Annotated in this window: 11 protein-coding genes; 3 read left to right on the top strand and 8 right to left on the bottom strand. The window is 62.3% G+C overall.

What is annotated here, in order from left to right:
• Positions 1-79 precede the first annotated feature (79 nt).
• Positions 80-3,130 (top strand): PAS domain-containing protein, encoded by a 3,051-nt coding sequence (locus WA070_RS00590; RefSeq protein ID WP_422632283.1) that lies wholly within the window; start codon positions 80-82, stop codon positions 3,128-3,130.
• On the opposite strand, the gene WA070_RS00585 is transcribed toward WA070_RS00590, so the two are convergent.
• The 4 genes from WA070_RS00585 to WA070_RS00570 all read right to left on the bottom strand — a co-directional run bounded on the left by WA070_RS00585 (position 3,116) and on the right by WA070_RS00570 (position 10,535).
• A complete protein-coding gene (locus WA070_RS00585) occupies positions 3,116-4,960 on the bottom strand; it encodes a response regulator (protein ID WP_422632282.1) in 1,845 nt (614 codons plus the stop codon). The genes WA070_RS00590 and WA070_RS00585 overlap by 15 nt on opposite strands.
• Entirely contained in the window at positions 4,950-5,828 is an 879-nt protein-coding gene (locus WA070_RS00580) for a CheR family methyltransferase (RefSeq protein WP_422632281.1), read from the bottom strand. Before WA070_RS00580 ends, WA070_RS00585 begins: the two co-directional genes overlap by 11 nt.
• Positions 5,813-8,905, bottom strand: coding sequence for a response regulator (locus WA070_RS00575; protein ID WP_422632280.1), 3,093 nt, complete (start codon positions 8,903-8,905; stop codon positions 5,813-5,815). The genes WA070_RS00580 and WA070_RS00575 overlap by 16 nt, the downstream gene beginning before the upstream one ends.
• Before the next feature lie 130 nt (positions 8,906-9,035).
• Complete coding sequence (locus WA070_RS00570; RefSeq protein WP_422632279.1) at positions 9,036-10,535, bottom strand: CoA-acylating methylmalonate-semialdehyde dehydrogenase; 1,500 nt, start codon at positions 10,533-10,535, stop codon at positions 9,036-9,038.
• A gap of 53 nt (positions 10,536-10,588) precedes the next feature.
• On the opposite strand from WA070_RS00570, the gene WA070_RS00565 reads away from it, so the two are divergent.
• Both WA070_RS00565 and WA070_RS00560 read left to right on the top strand, forming a co-directional pair.
• On the top strand, positions 10,589-11,521 hold the full coding sequence (locus WA070_RS00565) for a LysR family transcriptional regulator (protein ID WP_422632278.1): 933 nt from the start codon (positions 10,589-10,591) through the stop codon (positions 11,519-11,521).
• A gap of 122 nt (positions 11,522-11,643) precedes the next feature.
• The gene (locus tag WA070_RS00560) at positions 11,644-11,919 is read left to right on the top strand and encodes an HU family DNA-binding protein (RefSeq protein WP_422632277.1); all 276 of its coding nucleotides are present in this window, start codon (positions 11,644-11,646) and stop codon (positions 11,917-11,919) included.
• 87 nt (positions 11,920-12,006) lie between these two features.
• Here the strand turns inward: WA070_RS00560 and WA070_RS00555 are convergent, their stop codons facing one another.
• The 4 genes from WA070_RS00555 to WA070_RS00540 form a co-directional block, all read right to left on the bottom strand.
• The gene (locus WA070_RS00555) at positions 12,007-13,413 is read right to left on the bottom strand and encodes an efflux transporter outer membrane subunit (RefSeq protein WP_422632276.1); all 1,407 of its coding nucleotides are present in this window, start codon (positions 13,411-13,413) and stop codon (positions 12,007-12,009) included.
• A gap of 9 nt (positions 13,414-13,422) precedes the next feature.
• A complete protein-coding gene (locus WA070_RS00550) occupies positions 13,423-16,611 on the bottom strand; it encodes an efflux RND transporter permease subunit (RefSeq protein ID WP_422632275.1) in 3,189 nt (1,062 codons plus the stop codon).
• Positions 16,612-16,793: 182 nt separating this feature from the next.
• Positions 16,794-18,053, bottom strand: coding sequence for an efflux RND transporter periplasmic adaptor subunit (locus WA070_RS00545; protein WP_422632274.1), 1,260 nt, complete (start codon positions 18,051-18,053; stop codon positions 16,794-16,796).
• Positions 18,050-18,442, bottom strand: a complete 393-nt coding sequence (locus tag WA070_RS00540; RefSeq protein WP_422632273.1) for a hypothetical protein — start codon at positions 18,440-18,442, stop codon at positions 18,050-18,052. The genes WA070_RS00545 and WA070_RS00540 overlap by 4 nt, the downstream gene beginning before the upstream one ends.
• Between the last annotated feature and the right edge of the window lie 339 nt (positions 18,443-18,781).

Genomic DNA, 18,781 nt, shown 5'->3' with positions numbered 1-18,781 from the left:
GATCGCAAAGCGACCAAATAACGACGAAGCGTGCAAAGATTATCGTGATGCGTCCGTCCCGCGCTGCTAATCGGGGGTGATGCATTCAGATTCCCCTTCAGCGCCCATTGGCCGTCCCTGGTCGGAAAGCGACCGGCTCGCGGCGCTGGACAGCTACGCCATTCTCGATACCCCGACGGAGGCGGATTTCGAGGATATCGTGCGGCTTGCGTCCGAAACCTTCGGCGCGCCGATTTCCGTCGTCAACTTGATCGCGGGTAACCGCCAATGGTTCAAGGCGGAAGTCGGCATCGGCGCGCGCGAACTGCCGATCGACGTGTCGATCTGCGCGCATGCGATCCTTCAGGACGAACTGATGGTCGTGCCCGACACGCGCGACGACCCGCGTTTCGTCTGCAACCCGCTGGTGACGCCGAACAATGGCCTGCGCTTCTACGCCGGGGCATTGCTGCGCAGTCCGCAGGGCTTGCCGATCGGCACCGTATGCGTGCTGGACCGCTCACCCCGTCCCGATGGCATCACCGAACATCAGCGACTGGTGCTCGAAGTGCTCGCGCGGCAGGTGATGACCCTGCTCGAACTGCGCAAGACGATCCGGCAAAGTGAAGCGCAGGCGCAGGCGCTGCGCGGGATAGAGGAACGCTATCTGCTGGTCGGACGCGCGACCAACGACGCGATCTGGGACTGGAATTTCGCCACCGACGCCGTGCAGTGGAACGCCGCCATCCACAGCGCTTATGGCCACGAACTCGCCACGGTCGGTCCCGATGGCGCGTGGTGGATCGGGCATATCCATCCCGACGACCGCGACCGGATCGACCGCAGCATCCATGCCGCGATCGATGGCGGTGGCGTCAAATGGACCGCCGAATATCGCTTCCTCTGCGCCGATGGCCGCTATGCCCCGGTGCTGGATCGCGGCTTCATCATCCGTGACGCGGAAGGGCAGGCGTCGCGAATGATCGGCGCGATGCTCGACCTGACCGAACGGCATGAGCGCGAACAGGCATTATCCGTCAGCAACGATCGTTTCCGCGCCGCCGTGGCAGCGATCGACGGTCATGTCTGGACCAACAGCGCGGACGGGCACATGCACGGTCCGCAGCCGGGGTGGGCCGCGCTGACGGGTCAGAGTGAGGCCGATTATCAGGGCTATGGATGGGCCGATGCGGTCCACCCCGACGATGCCCAGGCAACGATCGACGCCTGGCAACGGGCGGTGGAACAGCGCCAGATGTTCATGTTCGAACATCGTGTGCGCTGCGCCGATGGCCAGTGGCGGCGCTATTCCATCCGCGCCGTGCCGATGATGGATGGGGCGGGCGGCATTTCCGAATGGGTCGGCATCCATACTGACGTGACCGAACGGCGGCGGCAGGAAGAAACGATCCAGGCCAATGAAAGCCGCCTGCTATTCCTGGACGACCTGACGCGCCAGATTTCGCTGGCCACCAGCCCGGACGAGATCATGGCCATCACGACGCGCATGGTTGTGACGCATCTGGATATTTCCAACTGCGCCTATGCCGACATGGACAGCGATGCGAACGGCTTTACGATTCGTGGCGACTGGGCCGCTCCTGGATCGCCATCGATTGTGGGCCACTATCGCCTGACCGATTTCGGTGTGCTGGCCGTGGAACGGCTGCGCGCAGGCCAACCGCTAATCCTCAACGACAATGCGACCGAGATTGCGCCGCATGAATCGGCCATTTTTCAGGCGATGGGGATTGCCGCGACCATCTGCATACCGCTGGTCAAGGCGGGGCGACTGACTGCGCTGATGGCGATCCACCATCATGTGCCTTATATGTGGGGCGAGGCGGAACTGCGGCTCATCAATGCAGTTGCCGAACGGTCATGGGCGCATGTGGAGCGGGTGCGCGCCGTACTGGCGCTGGCCGACCTCAACGCCAGTCTGGAACAGCGGGTGGAAGAACGCACCCGTCAGTTGCTGGAAGCGGAGGAGGCGTTGCGCCAGTCGCAGAAGATGGAAGCGGTCGGTCAATTGACCGGCGGCATCGCGCATGACTTCAACAACCTGTTGACCATTATCATGGGTAGCACGGACATCGCGCGCCGTGCATTGGAAGCAGGGGAAACCAGCCGGATCGCCCGTTCGCTCGACAATGCGCAAAAGGGCGCAGAGCGCGCCGCCGCGCTGACGCAGCGCCTACTCGCCTTTTCACGCCGCCAGCCACTCGCTCCCAAGGCGATTGATGCAGGCGTGCTGGTGGCGGGCATGTCAGACCTGATCGGTCGCGCGCTGGGGGAAACGATTGCTTTGGACGTGGTAGCCGCGCCGGACCTGTGGCGGGCGGAGGCAGACCCCAACCAGTTGGAAAACACCATCCTCAACCTCGCCGTCAACGCGCGTGACGCGATGCCCGGCGGTGGTCGGTTGACGGTGGAAACGGCCAACGCCACCGTCGATGCCAAGGAAGCTGCTGCCGAGTTCGAACTGGTGCCGGGCGACTATGTCGTGATTACCGTGTCGGACACGGGAGAAGGGATGAGCCGCGAGACTTTGGCGCGTGTATTCGAACCCTTCTTCACCACCAAGGAGGTGGGCAAAGGCACCGGTCTTGGCCTCAGCCAGGTCTATGGTTTCGTCAAACAATCAGGCGGCCATGTCCTCATCTGCTCCGAGTTGGGCGTCGGGACTCATGTTCGCCTCTACCTACCCAAGGTCGCGATACAGGACGAACTGGATGTCGAAGCAGCCAGCATTGCCGCCACCGAAGTCCTGCCTCGTACGGAGACTATTTTGGTAGTCGAGGATGACGATGACGTGCGCGCCTATACCGTGGAGACGCTGCGCGAAATCGGCTACCGCGTGCTGGAGGCGCATGACGGCATGTCCGCACTGCGCCTGCTGGAAAGGCAGGATGTGCCGATCGACCTGCTGTTCACCGACGTCGTGATGCCCGGCATGTCGGGCAGCGAACTGGCGGATCGGGCACGGGTGGCGCAACCTGCGCTGCGGGTGCTCTACACCAGCGGCTATACCCGTAACGCCATCGACCAGGGCGGTCGACTGGAGCCGGGGGTGGAGTTGATCGCCAAGCCGTTCACCTATGCCGGACTGGCGCGCAAAATTCGGGACGTGCTGGAATCAGGCAGTCCGTGAACTGTCCGCATCGCTGATGTGGGACGGCGTGCTGTCCCACATCGCACTGACGGCGGCCAGCAAATGATGCGTATCGAAAGGCTTACCTACAATCCCGACATGCTCAAACCCAATGGGCAGGTTTTCGCTGCCATAACCAGTCACGAACAAGAATGGAATGCTGCGGCGGGTGAGCGCTACGGCAACGGGATCGACCGTATCACCCTGAAGATTGCCATCGAGCAGTGCACCATCGACATCCATTGCGGCGATCATTTCCAGTGCGCTGGCCACAGTGGGGGCCGGGCCGACCAGCGTCACGCCCGCATCCTCCAATATCGCCGCCAGTTCAAAGGCTATGAGCGGTTCGTCCTCGATCAGAAGGATACGCTTACCGGTCAGAGCGGAAATCTCGCTTGCCGCAGGCGTGGCGCGCGACGTGACCTTGGGCCGTATCCGAGGCCCGCGATGGCGCGAGCCGGATAGATAGGGCAGGGTCAGCGTCCAGCCCATGCCCTCATCCGTATAATGGGGCTGCGCGCTACCGCCATCAGCCCGAAGGCTTCGTTCGATGAGCGCTGTACCGAACCCACGTCGGGACGGCGGTGCAACAGGCACACCACCATGTTCGCTCCACTCAAGCACCAGCCGGTCATCCACCACTTGCCATTCCAGCCGGACCCGACCGTTCGGCGCCGACAGCGCGCCATATTTATGAGCGTTTGTCACCAGTTCATGCAGCACGAGGGCAAGATGCAGCGCCGGTTCGGGCGGCAGGTCGAGAGCGGGGCCGACAAAGGCGAAGCGGTCCGCATCCACTGCGCCGATCGACAATTGCCCTTCGATCAGTTCGCGCAGGCTGGCCACTTGCCATGTCGCCCCGCTCAACAGAGAATGGGCGCTGGCAAGGGCATGGATGCGCCCGATGAAGGTCGGCGCAAAGTCCGAAGGACCGGCAGAATGGCGCAGCGTCTGGGTTGCGATCGCCTGCACCGACGCCAGCGTATTTTTCACCCGATGGTTGAGTTCGCCGATCAGCAGCTTCTGCATATCCTCGGCCCGTTTGCGATCGGTAATATCCAGAATTTGCAGGTTGATGGAAATCAGCCGCTCCGCCGTGTCGCGCAGCGCGGAGCAGTAGCATTCACAATCGAGCGCCATCCCTTCGGCGGTGTGGAAGCGCAACGTTCGCGTGGCGCGGGGCAGGGTGCCGCAAATCATGTCGTTCATCAGCGTGGCGAAATCCATCGACTGATCGGCGTCGAGCCATTTGACCTCGCTCGCGCCGAAGCCTTCGACCTCAACCGAACGCCACCCGAAGATCCGCTCCGCGCCTTTCGACCAGGAAATGATATGCTGCTGCGCATCCAGTTCGACCAGCGCGAGTGGAGAGTTATCGCTATGCGCGGTCAATCGCGCCAGAGCGGCAGCGTGATCGTCGCGCTGGCGCGCCAGTTCCTGCCGCTGCCGCGCCAGTTCGACAAAAATATCGACCTTGCTGCGGACGATCTGTGCTTCCACGGGCTTGAGCAGATAATCGACAGCGCCGGTTTCATAGCCGCGGAATCGCCGCCGTTCATCAGTCGCTACGGCGGTCAAAAAGATGATAGGCACGCGGCGGGTGCGGTCGGTCCCACGCATCAGTTCGGCCAGCTCAAATCCGTCCATACCCGGCATCTGCACGTCCAGCAGCGCCAGCGCGACGTCGTGGACCAGCAGCAGTTCGAGCGCTTCGATCCCCGACCGCGCCTGCAACAGTTCCACGTCCTCCCGGCGCAGCAGCGCTTCAAGGGCATAGAGATTTTCCGGCACATCATCGACGGCCAGAATTTTAATCGGCTCAGGCTGCATGGCTTGCCTCCACGAGCGAGCAGCTGTTGCGCCGGAAAATTTTTTCGCTCGCGTCGAAATCAGCAAAGCCGTCTGCATGGGATGAAAAGCGCAACGTTTCACGCGAGCCAAGTCCCAGGAAGCCGCCGCGCACCAGCGATTGCCCGAACAGGCCAAGCGCTCGATCCTGCAGGTCGCGATCGAAATAGATCAGCACGTTACGGCTGGACACCAGATGCACCTCGGAAAATACCTCATCGCTGGCCAGATTATGTTCGGCAAACACGGCACGGCGACGCAGCGACTTGTCGAACACGGCTGCTCCATAGGCTGCGGTGTAATAATCAGACAGGGACGTCTTGCCGCCAGACTGTCGGTGATTGTCGGTGAAGTGGGCGATGTGATCCTGGCTATAGATGCCAGCCTGCGCCCGCTCTAACGCGGCGGGGCTGATGTCTGTGCAATAGAATATCGTGCGATCCTCCAGCCCCTCTTCCCGGAACAGGATGGCCAGCGAATAAAATTCCTCCCCATTGGCACAGCCTGCGATCCAGATTTTCAGCGAGGGGTAGGTCCGCAGATGCGGGATGACCTTTTCCCGCAAAGAGCGAAAATAGGCCGGGTCGCGAAACATTTCGCTTACCTGTATCGTCAGGAAGCCCATCAGTTCGGTAAAGGCGCCGGCGTCGCGCAGCATCCGATGTTGCAGTTCCGACAGGCTGCCACACCCAAAATGCTGTTGCGCGCGAACCATTCGTCGTCTCAGCGATCCGCGCGAATAGCTGCGAAAGTCATAATGATAATGCCGCCAGACCGCTTCCAGCAGCAAATCCAGCTCGATCTCTTCATGCGCGGCGAAGACGATATCTTCCATCAGCGCGGCATCCATACGCGTACCAAGCTAAGCAGTTTATCGACGTCCAGCGGCTTGGCCAGATAGTCGTTCGCGCCAGCGTTCAGGCAATCCTGCTGATCGCGCGCCATCGCCTTGGCAGTCAGTGCGATGATCGGCATTGATTTGCCCCAAGGTTGGGCGCGGATTTCCCGTGTAGCCGTCAGCCCGTCCATCTCCGGCATCATCACGTCCATCAATACAAGATCGACAGGCGCAGCGAGCGAGCGCGCCGATTCGTCGAGCGCGGACAGCGCTTCCCGACCATTGCGAGCGATACGAACATGAACCCCATGGGGTTCAAAAATGCTCGTCAGGGCATAAACGTTCCGAATATCGTCTTCTACGACCAAGATATTGCGACCGGCCAGCGCCTCATCGCGGTTGATTGACCTGGCAATCAGCTGTTGCTGCGGTTCGGGCAGTTCGGAAACAATCTGGTGCAGGAACAGCGTGACTTCATCCAGCAGCCGTTCGGGCGATTTCGCGCCCTTCACGATGATCGACTTGGAATATTTGCGCAGACGCAATTCCTCGTCGGGCGACAGGTCGCGCCCGGTGTAGACGATGACCGGCGGGAAACCGACGCTTTCATCGACGCTCAGCCACTCAAGCAAGTCCAGGCCGGATGCGTCAGGCAGGTTAAGGTCCAGCACCATGCAGTCAAACGTCTCACGCCCCAGCATATCGAAACATTGGGCGGCGGAATGAGCCTCCAGTGTCTCCACGTCGCGCGAAGCGAGTAGCAGCTTGATGCTTTGCGCCTGTTGTGCATCATCCTCCACCACCAGCACACGACGCATCCGTTGCGCCATGCGTGCTTCCAGTCCTTCGAGCATATCGACCAGTTGCTCGCGCCGTACCGGTTTGAACAGATAACCGATGGCGCCGCTGGACATGGCAGCGCGGCTGTCGTCATCGACCGACACGACATGGACGGGGATGTGGCGCGTGCGCACGTCCCGCTTGATCCGGTCCAATACCGACAGTCCGGTATGATCGGGCAGGTTCATATCAAGAATGACTGCGTGCGGCACATATTGCCGCGCCATCAGAGCGCCTTCATCGGCGGTCCCGGCGATCAGGCATTGGAATCCCTGTTCATGGGCAATGTCGCACAAAATGCCTGCGAAGATTGGATCGTCTTCCACGATCAGGATGATACGCGCATCGCCAGCCAGGCTTTCGCGATCGTCTTGCGCAGCGATGGCGGTGCGCAATCGGGGCGGGGTCGGGTTGGACGGACGCGATCGGGTCGGCTCGGCGGGCGCAACGGCCGGCTGCGAGGCAAGCGTTGCATCGAAAGTCTGCGGCAGGACCAGCGAGAAAGCGCTGCCTTCGCCCGCGACGCTTTCCACCATCACTTCACCGCCTAGCAGTCGGGCCAGTTCGCGCGAGATAGAAAGGCCAAGGCCAGTGCCGCCATATTTCCGGCTGACCGTCCCGTCTGCCTGACGAAAAGCTTCGAAGATCACTTGCTGCTGCTCTTCGGGGATTCCGACGCCGGTGTCGCGCACGGTGAAGGCTATGCGGCCATCGACATGGGGAGCGGCAGACAGGGCTATTGTACCACGATCGGTGAATTTTATCGCGTTGGACAGGAAGTTCTTGAGTACCTGTTCGACTCGCTGGGGGTCGGTTTCGATATGCGTCGTGTCTGCGTGGGTCTCGATCTCGAAAGCGAGCCGCTTGGCCTGTGTGGACGCGCCGAAGATCGCTTTCAGCTTGTCGAACATCGGCGCGATCGCCACGCGGCGGGGTTGCAGTTCCAGTTTGCCCGCCTCGATCTTCGAAATGTCGAGAATGTCGTTGATCAGGGTCAGCAGGTCGTTGCCGGAGGTTTCGATCGTTTCGGCATGACGGACCTGCTCGGCGGACAGGTTGCCCGCGCGGTTTTCTGCCAAAAGGCGCGCCATGATGAGCAGTGAGTTGAGCGGCGTGCGCAGCTCATGGCTCATATTGGCAAGAAATTCCGACTTGTAACGGCTTGCCTGCTCCAGATCGCTTGCCTGGTGCTGGAGCGAAGTCTGCGCGCGGGTCAGGTCGTCGCGCTGGATTTCCAGCTGCCGCGCCTGTTCCTCCAGCTGGGCATTGCTCTGTTCCAGTTCGCCTTGCTGCACTTCCAGCCGGGCGGCGGTGTCCTGCAACTGACGGCTCTGGGTTTCCAGTTCATCATTATTCGCAAGCAGCTCCTCGCTCTGCGCCTGAAGCTCTTCGGCCTGCTGCTGGGTTTCCTCCAGCAGTTCACGCAGGCGTGCGCGATATTTGCCCGACCGGATGGTGACGCCCAGCTGAGTGCCGACGCGCGCCAGCAGTTCCTGCGCCAGTGTCGCGTCGCCCGCGTCCAGACCCAGTTCAATTACAGCGTTGACCATGCCGTCCGCACTGGCCGTGGCGATCAGCAGCTGATGCGGTTTGCTCCGGCCAAGGCCCGATCCATAATAAAGATAGCCTTCGGGCACGGTCTCCAGCAATCGGCTGCGTCCATCGCGTGCGGCTTCTGCAAGCAGCCCGTCGTTGGGACCAAACCGGTCCGGCACCCCAGCATCGGTCGGTACGCCATAACTGGCATGACGGTAAAAACCATCGTCGGTACGGATGAAAAATGCACCGACACTGGCACCCATATAGTCGGTGAGAAAGGCCAAGGCGTTGCGGCTGAGTTGATCTAGCGGCTGCTCCCCGCCAACTGCGTCGCTCAGGCCGACTTGCCCGGCCTGCAACCACTCCTCCCGTCGAATGGCATTGCGGTTGCGGATGAAGAAGAAGCCAACACCCGCCAATATCCATGTGACGCCTGCACCCAGTATCCGGTTCATCGCAGCGACCGCGGGATCGATGCCCGCAGGCGCCATCGTAAAACCGGCGATCGTCAGCAGGGTTACGAGCGCAGCGACGACCAGCGGTGTCTGCGGACGCCCAGCCAAATAGGCGAGGACGACGGGTAAAAGATACGCCACCCAAACCGCCGTGCCGAGCGGAAAAATCAGGTCGGCGACGAAAGGCAGCACCAATAGCAGCGCAAGAAGGGCGTAGAGGACAGAGGCAGAAGCGCGATCGCGAAGGGGGGACATGCGGATACTCTTTGGGGTGTGCCCCTCCTTAGAGCGAGCGCACCCCGATATGCAAACCCCCGAAAAGCATCAGGGCCGCGATCAACTCATCAATCGCGGCCCCTTAGAGAGGAAAAGGTCTCCCTCAAGTCTATTTCATCGTGGGAATGACGAAGCTCTGGTCGATCACTGCGCCGCCCGATGGCCAGCGCTGCGTAATCTTCTTGGTGCGGGTGTAGAAGCGCACGCCGTCCATGCCATATTGGTCGAGGTCACCGAAGCCGGACCGTTTCCAGCCGCCAAAGCTGTGATAGGCGACTGGCACGGGGATGGGCACGTTGATACCGACCATGCCGACTTCGACTTGCGCCGCGAAATTGCGCGCATAGTCGCCATTGCGGGTGAAGATGGCGACGCCGTTGCCATATTGATGATTGGACGGATAACTGAGCGCTTCTTCGAATGTTTCGGCGCGCAGGATCTGAAGCACCGGACCGAAAATCTCGTCCTGATAGCTTTTCATCTGCGGCGTGACATGATCGATCAGCGTCGGGGCAAGGTAGAAGCCATCCTCATAGCCCTGGAGCTGAAAGCCGCGGCCATCGACGACGATTTCTGCGCCTTCGTCAGCGGCCATCTGGATGTAGCTTTCAACCCGCGCCTTGTGCTGGCCAGTGACAAGCGGGCCATATTGCGCATCGGGATCCGAAGGGATGCCGGGACGTAGCGTTTCGATCGCCGCGATCAGTTTGGTGCGAAAGATTTCCGCCGTTTCTTTGCCGACCGGCGTCACGACCGGCAGTGCCATGCATCGTTCGCCCGCCGATCCGTAGGCCGCGCCAACGATATCCGCGACGGCCTGGTCCATATCCGCGTCGGGCAAGATAATGCCGTGGTTCTTCGCGCCGCCCATGCACTGCGCACGCTTGCCGTTGGCGGCAGCCCTTTGATAGACGTAATTGGCAATGTCGGACGAGCCAACGAAGCTGACCGCCTTGATGTCGGGATGGTCGAGGATAGCATCGACGATTTCCTTGTCGCCATGCACGACGTTAAGGATGCCCGCTGGCAGGCCTGCCTCCAGCGCCAGTTCGGCCAGACGCACCGGCACGGATGGATCGCGCTCCGATGGTTTGAGGATGAAGGCGTTACCGCAGGCGATGGCCATCGCACTCATCCACAGGGGAATCATCGCAGGGAAGTTGAACGGCGTGATGCCAGCAACGATACCCAGCGGCTGGCGCATGGAATAGACGTCGATGCCCGGACCAGCGTTCTGCGTATATTCGCCCTTCAGCAAGTGCGGGATACCGCAGGCGAACTCCACGACTTCCAGACCGCGCTGGATATCGCCCTTCGCATCGGCGATCACCTTGCCGTGTTCGGACGAAAGCAGGGCGGCCAGTTGGTCCATGTTGGCTTCGATCAGTTCCTTGTACCGGAACATGACGCGGGCGCGGCGTTGCGGGTTCATCGCCGCCCAAGCGGGTTGGGCGGAGCGGGCGGATTCCATCGCGGTTTCAAGATGGGCAGGGGTGGCGAGTTCCACCTGCGCCTGCACCGCGCCTGTCGATGGATCGAGTATGTCGGCCAAGCGCGCGCCTGCGAGCGGCGCGGCTTTTCCATGAATGAAATGGCTGATTGAACGCATGTCGTCATCCTCTCCCAATTGCCGGGTATGGGACGCTTTATAGACAGGGTAGCTTGGCGACGATAGGTGTAGGCGCGCACATCAGCTTTGTAGGCATGCCCATGCTCAATTCCGCCGACCTCCAGCTATTCCTTGCGATCCTGCGTGAAGGCAACATGGTCGCGGCAGGACGGCGAGCGGATATGGACCATAGTACGGTCGCACGCCGACTGACCGCGCTGGAGGCGATATTGGGTGCGCGGCTCTTCGACCGGTCGCCGCGCGGCGTGACGCCGACGCCCGCTGCCTTCGCACTCCAGCCCCATGCCGAACGGATTGAGAGCGAATTAATGGCGGCGGCGGCCAGCGTCGCCGTGCAGGATAGTGCGGTCGAAGGGTTCGTGCGGCTGGCGACGACGGAAATGTTCGGCACTTACCTTATCGCGCCCCATGTAACGCAACTGCATGCGCGCCATCCCGGCCTGACGCTGGAACTGGCGACGGAGAGCAGATCCAACAGCCTGGCCAAGCGGGAGGCGGATATCGCCGTCATGCTGACGATGCCGCCAAAGGGCCGGTTAGTGGCGCGCAAGCTGACCGATTATCGGCTGGGGCTTTATGCTTCGCATGATTATATCGAACGGCATGGAATGCCGGGGACGCAGGCCGAACTGACGCACCATCGCTTCATTTCCTATATCGAGGAACTGGCCGGTTTTCCTGAAATGATCGCGCTGGATCAGATCATGCCCGGCGCTACGATCGCCTTTCGCTCGTCATCCGCAGCGGCGCAGCAGGCGGCGGTCGCGGCGGGCATGGGGATCGGGATGTTGCACATCTTTGCCGCCGGACAGGATCCGCGGCTGGTGCGTTTGCTGGCCGACGATGTTGAGGTGTGGCGCAGTTACTGGCTGGTCATGCCGTCCGATCTTCAGCGGTTGCCACGGGTGCGCGCGACGGTCGATTTTCTCGACGAGGTGATAGGGATGATGCGTGGCAGGCTGTAGGCAGGTGCGAAACCACTGTTCTACTGGCTTTTAACGTTATAGGAAGATGCACGGGAGATATAGACCCGCGCCGCATCGTTGGTTATGCGTGCAAAACAATAACCGCATGAGAAAGGCTCTTCATGAACAATAGCGATCTGGCCGACAGCGTAGCCTCGGCCCACGACATCTCCAAGGCAGATGCCCGCAAGATCGTCGATGGCGTGTTCGCTGCCATCGCCGACGCCGCTGCAAAGGGCGAAGAAGTGTCGCTGAACGGCTTTGGCAAGTTCAAGGTCAAGGACACCCCGGCCCGCGAAGGCCGCAACCCCGCAACAGGCGCGACCATCCAGATCGCGGCTGCCAAGAAGATTGCCTTCACGCCTGCCAAGGCGATCAAGGACAAGCTGAACGGCTGATCCGGCACGGACCGGCGCTACTTTCGAGCAGCGCCGGTCGCCTGTGTTTCTTGCGATGCGACGGACCGTTTGCCGGGACCCTCAGGGTCAGGCGCTATCCCATCGCCCACCTAAAGCCCGGAACAGATCGACCTGCGCAAAAGCGACGGCCCGATCCGCACTGGCCAGATCCGCCTGTGCTGCGGCTTGACTGCGTAGGGCGTCCAGCACGGTCAGGAAATCTATTCTTCCTTCCCGTTGACGGGCCAGGCTGATGCGCGCCGCGCGTGCTGCCTCGTCTCGTGCTGACCTGAGTAGCTGGCGGCGATCCAGCGCATTAGCGTAGTTTGACAGCGCCCTTTCCGTTTCTTCCAGCGCCACCAGCACCGTGCCGTCGAACGTCGCCAGCGAAGCAGCGCCATCGGCCTGCGCCGCCGCGATACGGGCGCGGTTCGCCTCCTGATTGGGGAAGGCCCAGTTGATGAGCGGCCCCAGCAGGAAGTTGAGCGGTCCACCACCCAAAATATTGCCGCCGCCGATCGCCGTGGTGCCGATCGATCCGCCCAGCGTGATGCGGGGATAGAGATCAGCGGTTGCCACGCCGATTCGTGCGGTATCTGCCGCTAGTCGCCGTTCCGCCGCGCGCACGTCGGGTCGCCTCGCGAGGAGGGCGCGGCCATCGCCGACCGGGATCGGCTGAGCAAGATCCGGCGTCACCGTCTGCGCCGCGACCTGTGTCGGCAAGTCGTGTGGGGTGCGCCCGGTGAGTGTGGCGAGGCGCAGCAGGGCGGCATTGCGATCTGCCGTGAGTGAGGGGATCAATGCCTTTTGCTGATCGCGCAGGCTGGTGACGCGGATGACGTCCAGACGATCCGACCGGCCAGCGTCAAATCGCGCGCCGGTGATGCGGATTGATCGGTCGAGCAGATCCACTGTTTCCTGAGTCACTACCAGACGTTTTGCAGATGTGGTGGCATCGACATAGGCGCGGACGGTGTCGGAGACCACCGCGACCCGAACAGCATCGGCGTCGGCGGCGGCAGCGTTCGCGTCGCCCCTTGCGGCCTCTATGCCGCGCTTTACCCGGCCGAACAGGTCGAGTTCATAGGCTACATCCAATCCCGCATCGATGGTCCAGTTATCCCTGTCCATGCCCGGCAGGGTCTGGCCTTCCGATACGCGGCCATAGGTAGGCGAACCGCCGAGCGTCGTGCTGGGCAGGCGGTTGGCGCGAGTACCGCGCACCATGGCGCGGGCGCGTTCCAGCCGGGCGACTGCAACGCGGATGTCGGTGTTGGCGCGCAGGGCGTCGGTCACCAGTCCGTCGAGCAGTGGGTCGTTGTAGAGCCGCCACCAGTGATCGTCGGCAGGAGCCGTGCTGACAGCAGGCGTAGTCGCGCCGATGAAGGCGCCTGCCGCAGTCGTGGGGGTTACGGGTGGGCGATAGTCCGGCCCGGCGGCGCAGGCGGTGAGGGCCGTTGCGCCAAGGAGGAGAGCGAGGAGATTGCGTGTCATGCTATGGTCCTATTCGGCGGGTTGCAGCGCGGGGGAGCTTTCGCTCGCCGGACGACGGCGGGAGAAGCGATCGCCCAGTGCGCGGCACACGACGTAGAAGGTGGGGGTGAAAAGCAGGCCGAATGCAGTGACGCCAGCCATGCCGAAGAAGACGGCGGTGCCTAAGGCCTGTCGCAGTTCAGCGCCTGCTCCCTGAGCGATCACCAGAGGTACTGCGCCCAATATAAAGGCGAAGCTGGTCATCAGGATCGGCCGCAGGCGGGTTTGTGCGGCTTCCACGGCGGCCTCGATCGCGGACAATCCGCGTTCTTCTTCTGCCTGCTTGGCAAATTCGACCACGAGGATCGCGTTTTTTGCCGCCAGTGCGATCAGCACGACCAGACCGATTTGCGTGAGGATATTATTGTCCATGCCGCGCAGGTTGACGCCCAGCATGGCGGCGAACAGGCACATGGGGACGATCAGGATGATCGACAGGGGCAGGGTCAGGCTTTCATATTGGGCGGCGAGCACGAGGAAGACGAAGAAGACCGCCATGCCGAACACGATGCCTGCGGTGTTGCCCGCCATCACCTGCTGATAGGCGACGCCGGTCCATTCGCTGGCATAACCCGATGGTAATGTATCGGCGGCGAGCTTTTCCATCGTCGCCAGCGACTGACCCGAGGAATAGCCCGGTGCGGTGTCACCGTCGATTTCGACGGCAGGCAGCAGATTGTAGCGAACGACGCGATAGGGTCCGGTCTTGTCGCGGAAGGTCGAGACGGAACCGATCGGCACCATCTGGCCGCTGTTCGAGCGGGTCTTGAGATTTGCGATGTCGGCCACCGATCCGCGATGATTGGCATCCGCCTGTGCCGTTACGCGATAAGTGCGTCCCAACAGATTGAAATCATTGACGAAGGCAGAGCCGAGATAGACCTGCATCGCTTCGAAAACACGCTGTGGCGGGACGCCCAGCAGGTCGGCCTTGCGCCGGTCCACGTCGGCATAGATGCGCGGCGTGCCGACATCGAACAGGGTGTAGATCTGCGCCAGACCGGGCGTCTGGTTCGCCTTGGCAATGAAATCCTGCCCGACCTTATTAAGCGCATCATAGCCACGATCTTCGCGATCCTGCACCATCATTCTGTATCCGCCAGCGGAGCCGATGCCCTGGATGAGCGGGGGCGGCACGATCAGGATGCGCGCCTTGTCATAACCGGCAACCGCCTGATTGGCCTGCGCCATGATGCCGGCATAGGTCGCGCCTTCCTTCTTGCGATCAGCGAAGCTGTTGAAGGGGAAGTAGATGGCGGCGCTGTTGGGTGCCTGCGTTTGTGAAGGGCCGTGGAGTCCGGCGAACATGACCGCCCCGCGCAACCCCTTGATCGGCAGAATTTTCTGCGCGACGTCACGCGTCACCTTGTCCGTGCGTTCGAGCGATGCGCCCGATGGCAGTTGGATGACGGCCAGAAAATAGCCCTGATCCTGCGCGGGGATGAAGCCGCTGGGCGTGACCCAGAAGAGGGCGATGGTTGCCGCGATCAGGCCTGCATAGGTCAGCAGCATCTTTTTGGGTCGAGCGACGAGGAAGCGGGTCAGGCGGCCATAGGCTGCGCTCATCCGATCAAAGCCGTGATTGAAGCGATCCGCCGCGCCGCCCGCCCATTGCCGCCAGCGCGGATCGCCGCTGCGGTCGCGCGGGCCATGCTTGGCCTTGAGCAGCAAAGCGGCGGCGGCAGGCGATAGGGTGAGCGAGAGAATGAGGGAGATGATCGTCGCGGTGGAAATGGTGACGGCGAACTGTTGGTAGAATGCACCGGAAATGCCGGTGATGAACAGCGTCGGCACGAACACGGCGCATAGCACCAGCACGATCGCGACCAGCGCGGTCGACACTTCGTCCATGGACGTGCGCGCGGCTTCGAGCGGGGACATGCCCTGTTCGATATTGCGTTCGACATTTTCGACGACGACGATGGCGTCATCGACCACGATGCCGATCGCGAGCACCATGCCGAACAGCGACAGTGCGTTGAGAGAATAGCCAAGCCCGGCCAGGATCGCCGCCGTGCCGATGAGCGAGACGGGGATGGCGATGATCGGGATGATGGCGGCGCGCCAGTTTTGCAGGAAGACGAGGATGACGAGGACGACGAGCAGCACCGCTTCGATCAGGGTTTGATACACCGCGTCGATCGACTGGCTGATAAATTCGGTGGGGTTATAGATGACGCTATATTCCAGCCCCTTGGGGAAGCGGGTGGACAGTTGGTCCATTTCCGCCTTCACCTTTTCCGCCGCGTCGAGCGCATTGGAACCGGGGCGCTGCATGACCGCGATGACCACGGTAGGCTTGTTCGACAGGTAGGTGTTGATGCCATAATCCTGCGCGCCCAGTTCCACGCGGGCGACATCGGACACGCGGACCTGACGGCCGTCGGCGTCGGTGCGAATGACGATATCGGCGAATTGCTGGGGTTCGGTGAGGCGGCCCTGCATTTCCACGCCAAGCTGGAAGGCTTCGCCCCGATCATAGGGCGGTTGGCCAATGGAGCCTGCCGACACCTGCACATTCTGGGCGCGCAGGGCGGCGACGATTTCGCCTGCCGTCAGGTCGCGCGCAGCGGCGCGATCCGGGTCGATCCAGATGCGCATCGCATAGTCGCGCGATCCGAACAGTTGCACGTCGCCAACGCCGTCGAGGCGCGCCAGCCGGTCACGCACCTGCGTCAGGGCATAGTTGGACAGATAATCGCGGCCGAGCGAACCGTCGGGTGATTGCAGGTTCACGACCATCAGAAATTCGGGCGTCGTCTTGCGCGTGACGACACCCAGGCGCTGCACCTCCTCCGGCAGGCGGGGGGTGGCGACGGCGACGCGATTTTGCACCAGCACCTGTGCGGCGTCGAGGTCGGTGCCGACTTTGAACGTTACGGTGACGACGACTTTGCCGTCGCCGGTCGACTGGCTGCTTTGATAAAGCATGTCATCGACGCCGTTGATTTCCTGTTCGATCGGCGCGGCGACGGTGGACGCCACTGTTTCAGCCGATGCGCCGGGGTATTGGGCGGACACGGTGACGGTGGGTGGCACGATGTCGGGATATTGGGACACGGGCAGGCCGAAAAAGGCGATCGCGCCGACCACGGTGATGACCACCGCGATGACGGCGGCGAAGATCGGCCGGTCGATAAAGAAGCGGGAGAGGCGCATCGGATGGAGCTTCCTGGATGGCGTGGCAAAGGGTGCGCAATCCGGTGGGGGCGGATTGCGGGATGGGATTGGTGGCCCCTCCTCTTTTATGGGAGGGGTTGGGATGGGGCGTTTCCTACTGGCGCGGCTTTATTCGGCGCGCACCCACCCCCGGCCCCTCCCTTGAAAGGGAGGGAAGCAACTTACTGGCCTGCGAAGGTGGCTTGTGCGGCGGCGGGGGCCGCAGCGTCGGTGGCCGTGACTTGCGCGGGCAGGGGGGCGATGCGGGCGGGGCGGGTGGCGACTTTTGCGCCGGGCATGGCGGCCTGAAGATTGGAGACGATGACCCGATCCTGTGGCGAGAGGCCCGAACGGATAATGCGCAGGCCATCGACCAGCGGGCCGAGTTCGACTGGCTTGGCGGTCACGCTGTCATCCTTGCCCACGACCAGCACGGTCTTGCGCGCCTGATCCGACTGGATCGCTTCATCCGGGACCAGCAGGGCATTGACCTTGCCGCCATTGGCGAGGCGCATGTTGCCGAAAAGGCCGGGGGTGAGGAACTGGCCGGGATTGTCGAAGATAGCGCGCACGCGGATGGTGCCGGACCGGGGATCGAGGCCGTTATCGGTGAAGTCGAGTTTCCCCTTCCATCGATAATCGGCTTCATCCTGCAAGCGGACTTCGACGGCGCCACCTGCTGCCTTGTCCCGCTGCGACTTGAGATAGAGCGCTTCGGACGCGTCGAAGGTGAAGTAGATGGGATCGACGCGGTTGACCGTGGTGAGCAGGGTCGCGCCAGAGCCATCGGCCGATGACACCAAATTGCCGATATCGACGCGGCGATCCGATACGCGGCCGGAGATCGGCGCGCGGATATGGGTAAATTCGACGTCGAGGCCGCGTTGCCGTTCGCGCGCCTGCGCACCGGCCAGCGATGCCTGCGCGGCTTGCAGGCGGGAGCGCAGCATATCGACTTCACTGGCGGATACGGCTTCGTCGCCGGTCAGGCGCTGGACACGGGCATAGTCGTTCTGAGCGAGAAGGAGCGCGCTGCGGGCGCTGGCGACATTGGCGCGGGCTTCGGCGAAGGCGGCCTGAAACGGGCGCTGGTCGATGGTGAAGAGCAATTGCCCCTGCCGCACCATGTCGCCGTCGTGGAAATGGATAGCGGTGACGGCGCCCGATACGCGCGGGCGGATGTCCACGCTCTGGCTGGGGGCGAAGCGACCGGCATAATCGTCCCACTGAGTGACGGCGCGCATCAGCGGCGCTGACACGCCGACGGCGGCGATCGGGGCGGCAGCGGCCTGTGCCTGTGGGTGGTCAAGCATTTTCCAGCCGATGCCGCCCAGCACGACGATGGCGATCAGTGCGATGCCGCTCTGACGCTTGCGCCGGGAAATGGGCGTCGGGGACAGGGCGTGGCCGCTGTCGGTGGGGATGGGGGCGAGCATGTTCATGCGAAACTCCGGGCCTTCGGGCTGCCGCGCACGGCGCTGATGGTAGCGAGCAGACGTTCGAGATGGTTGTCGGTGAAGCCGCTGGAGAGGAAGGCGGCGATGCGGGCGGGATGCAGGGCGTATCCACGATACCAGGCCTCCACAGCGACCTGGCGCAGGATTTCCAGACGGTCGCTGGCCAGTTCGGGTGTGGATCGTTCACCGTTGAACAGGCGGTAGAGCCAGGCCCAGCGGCCGCGCGCGTGCAGCGAGGCAAGCGCGTCCTGCCGGGCGAGGTGGATCACCTGCCATTCGAGGGCGGTGAAATCGGCTTCGGCGTCGATTGCGATGGTGGCCGCGACGCCAGCGGCGCCCCCTTCGGCCATGTCGTTCCATGGAAGATAGACCATGATATAACCCCTGTCTTTAAGGCATGACCGGGTGGACGGCGCAGGCAAATGTGCCGCCGAACCGCCGGTCCGACTGATGTCGAGACGAATGAAAGCGGCTGCGGCACAGGCTGCGCCGCATGGCTTCGTGCGTTGGCAATGTCGATGAGCGAGGCCGCTTATACGCAGGCTATCGCGTTGCGACCGTCAGTGACGGCCGATCTTGAGATGAAGATGCATTAAACCTCCCTTGGGGGAACCCCGCAGAATTAACTACCCATCGGTATGTAAAGCAATGCTGCGATGCGTCAACAGCTATTTCATACCGGTCGGTATTTTTTTATCAATACCGAAACAAAG

Origin of the sequence: Sphingobium sp., assembly GCF_049304695.1 — a bacterium.
Taxonomy (GTDB): domain Bacteria; phylum Pseudomonadota; class Alphaproteobacteria; order Sphingomonadales; family Sphingomonadaceae; genus Sphingobium.
The sequence above is the reverse complement of the archived record's forward strand: the minus strand, read 5'-3'. Positions and strand labels throughout refer to the sequence as shown.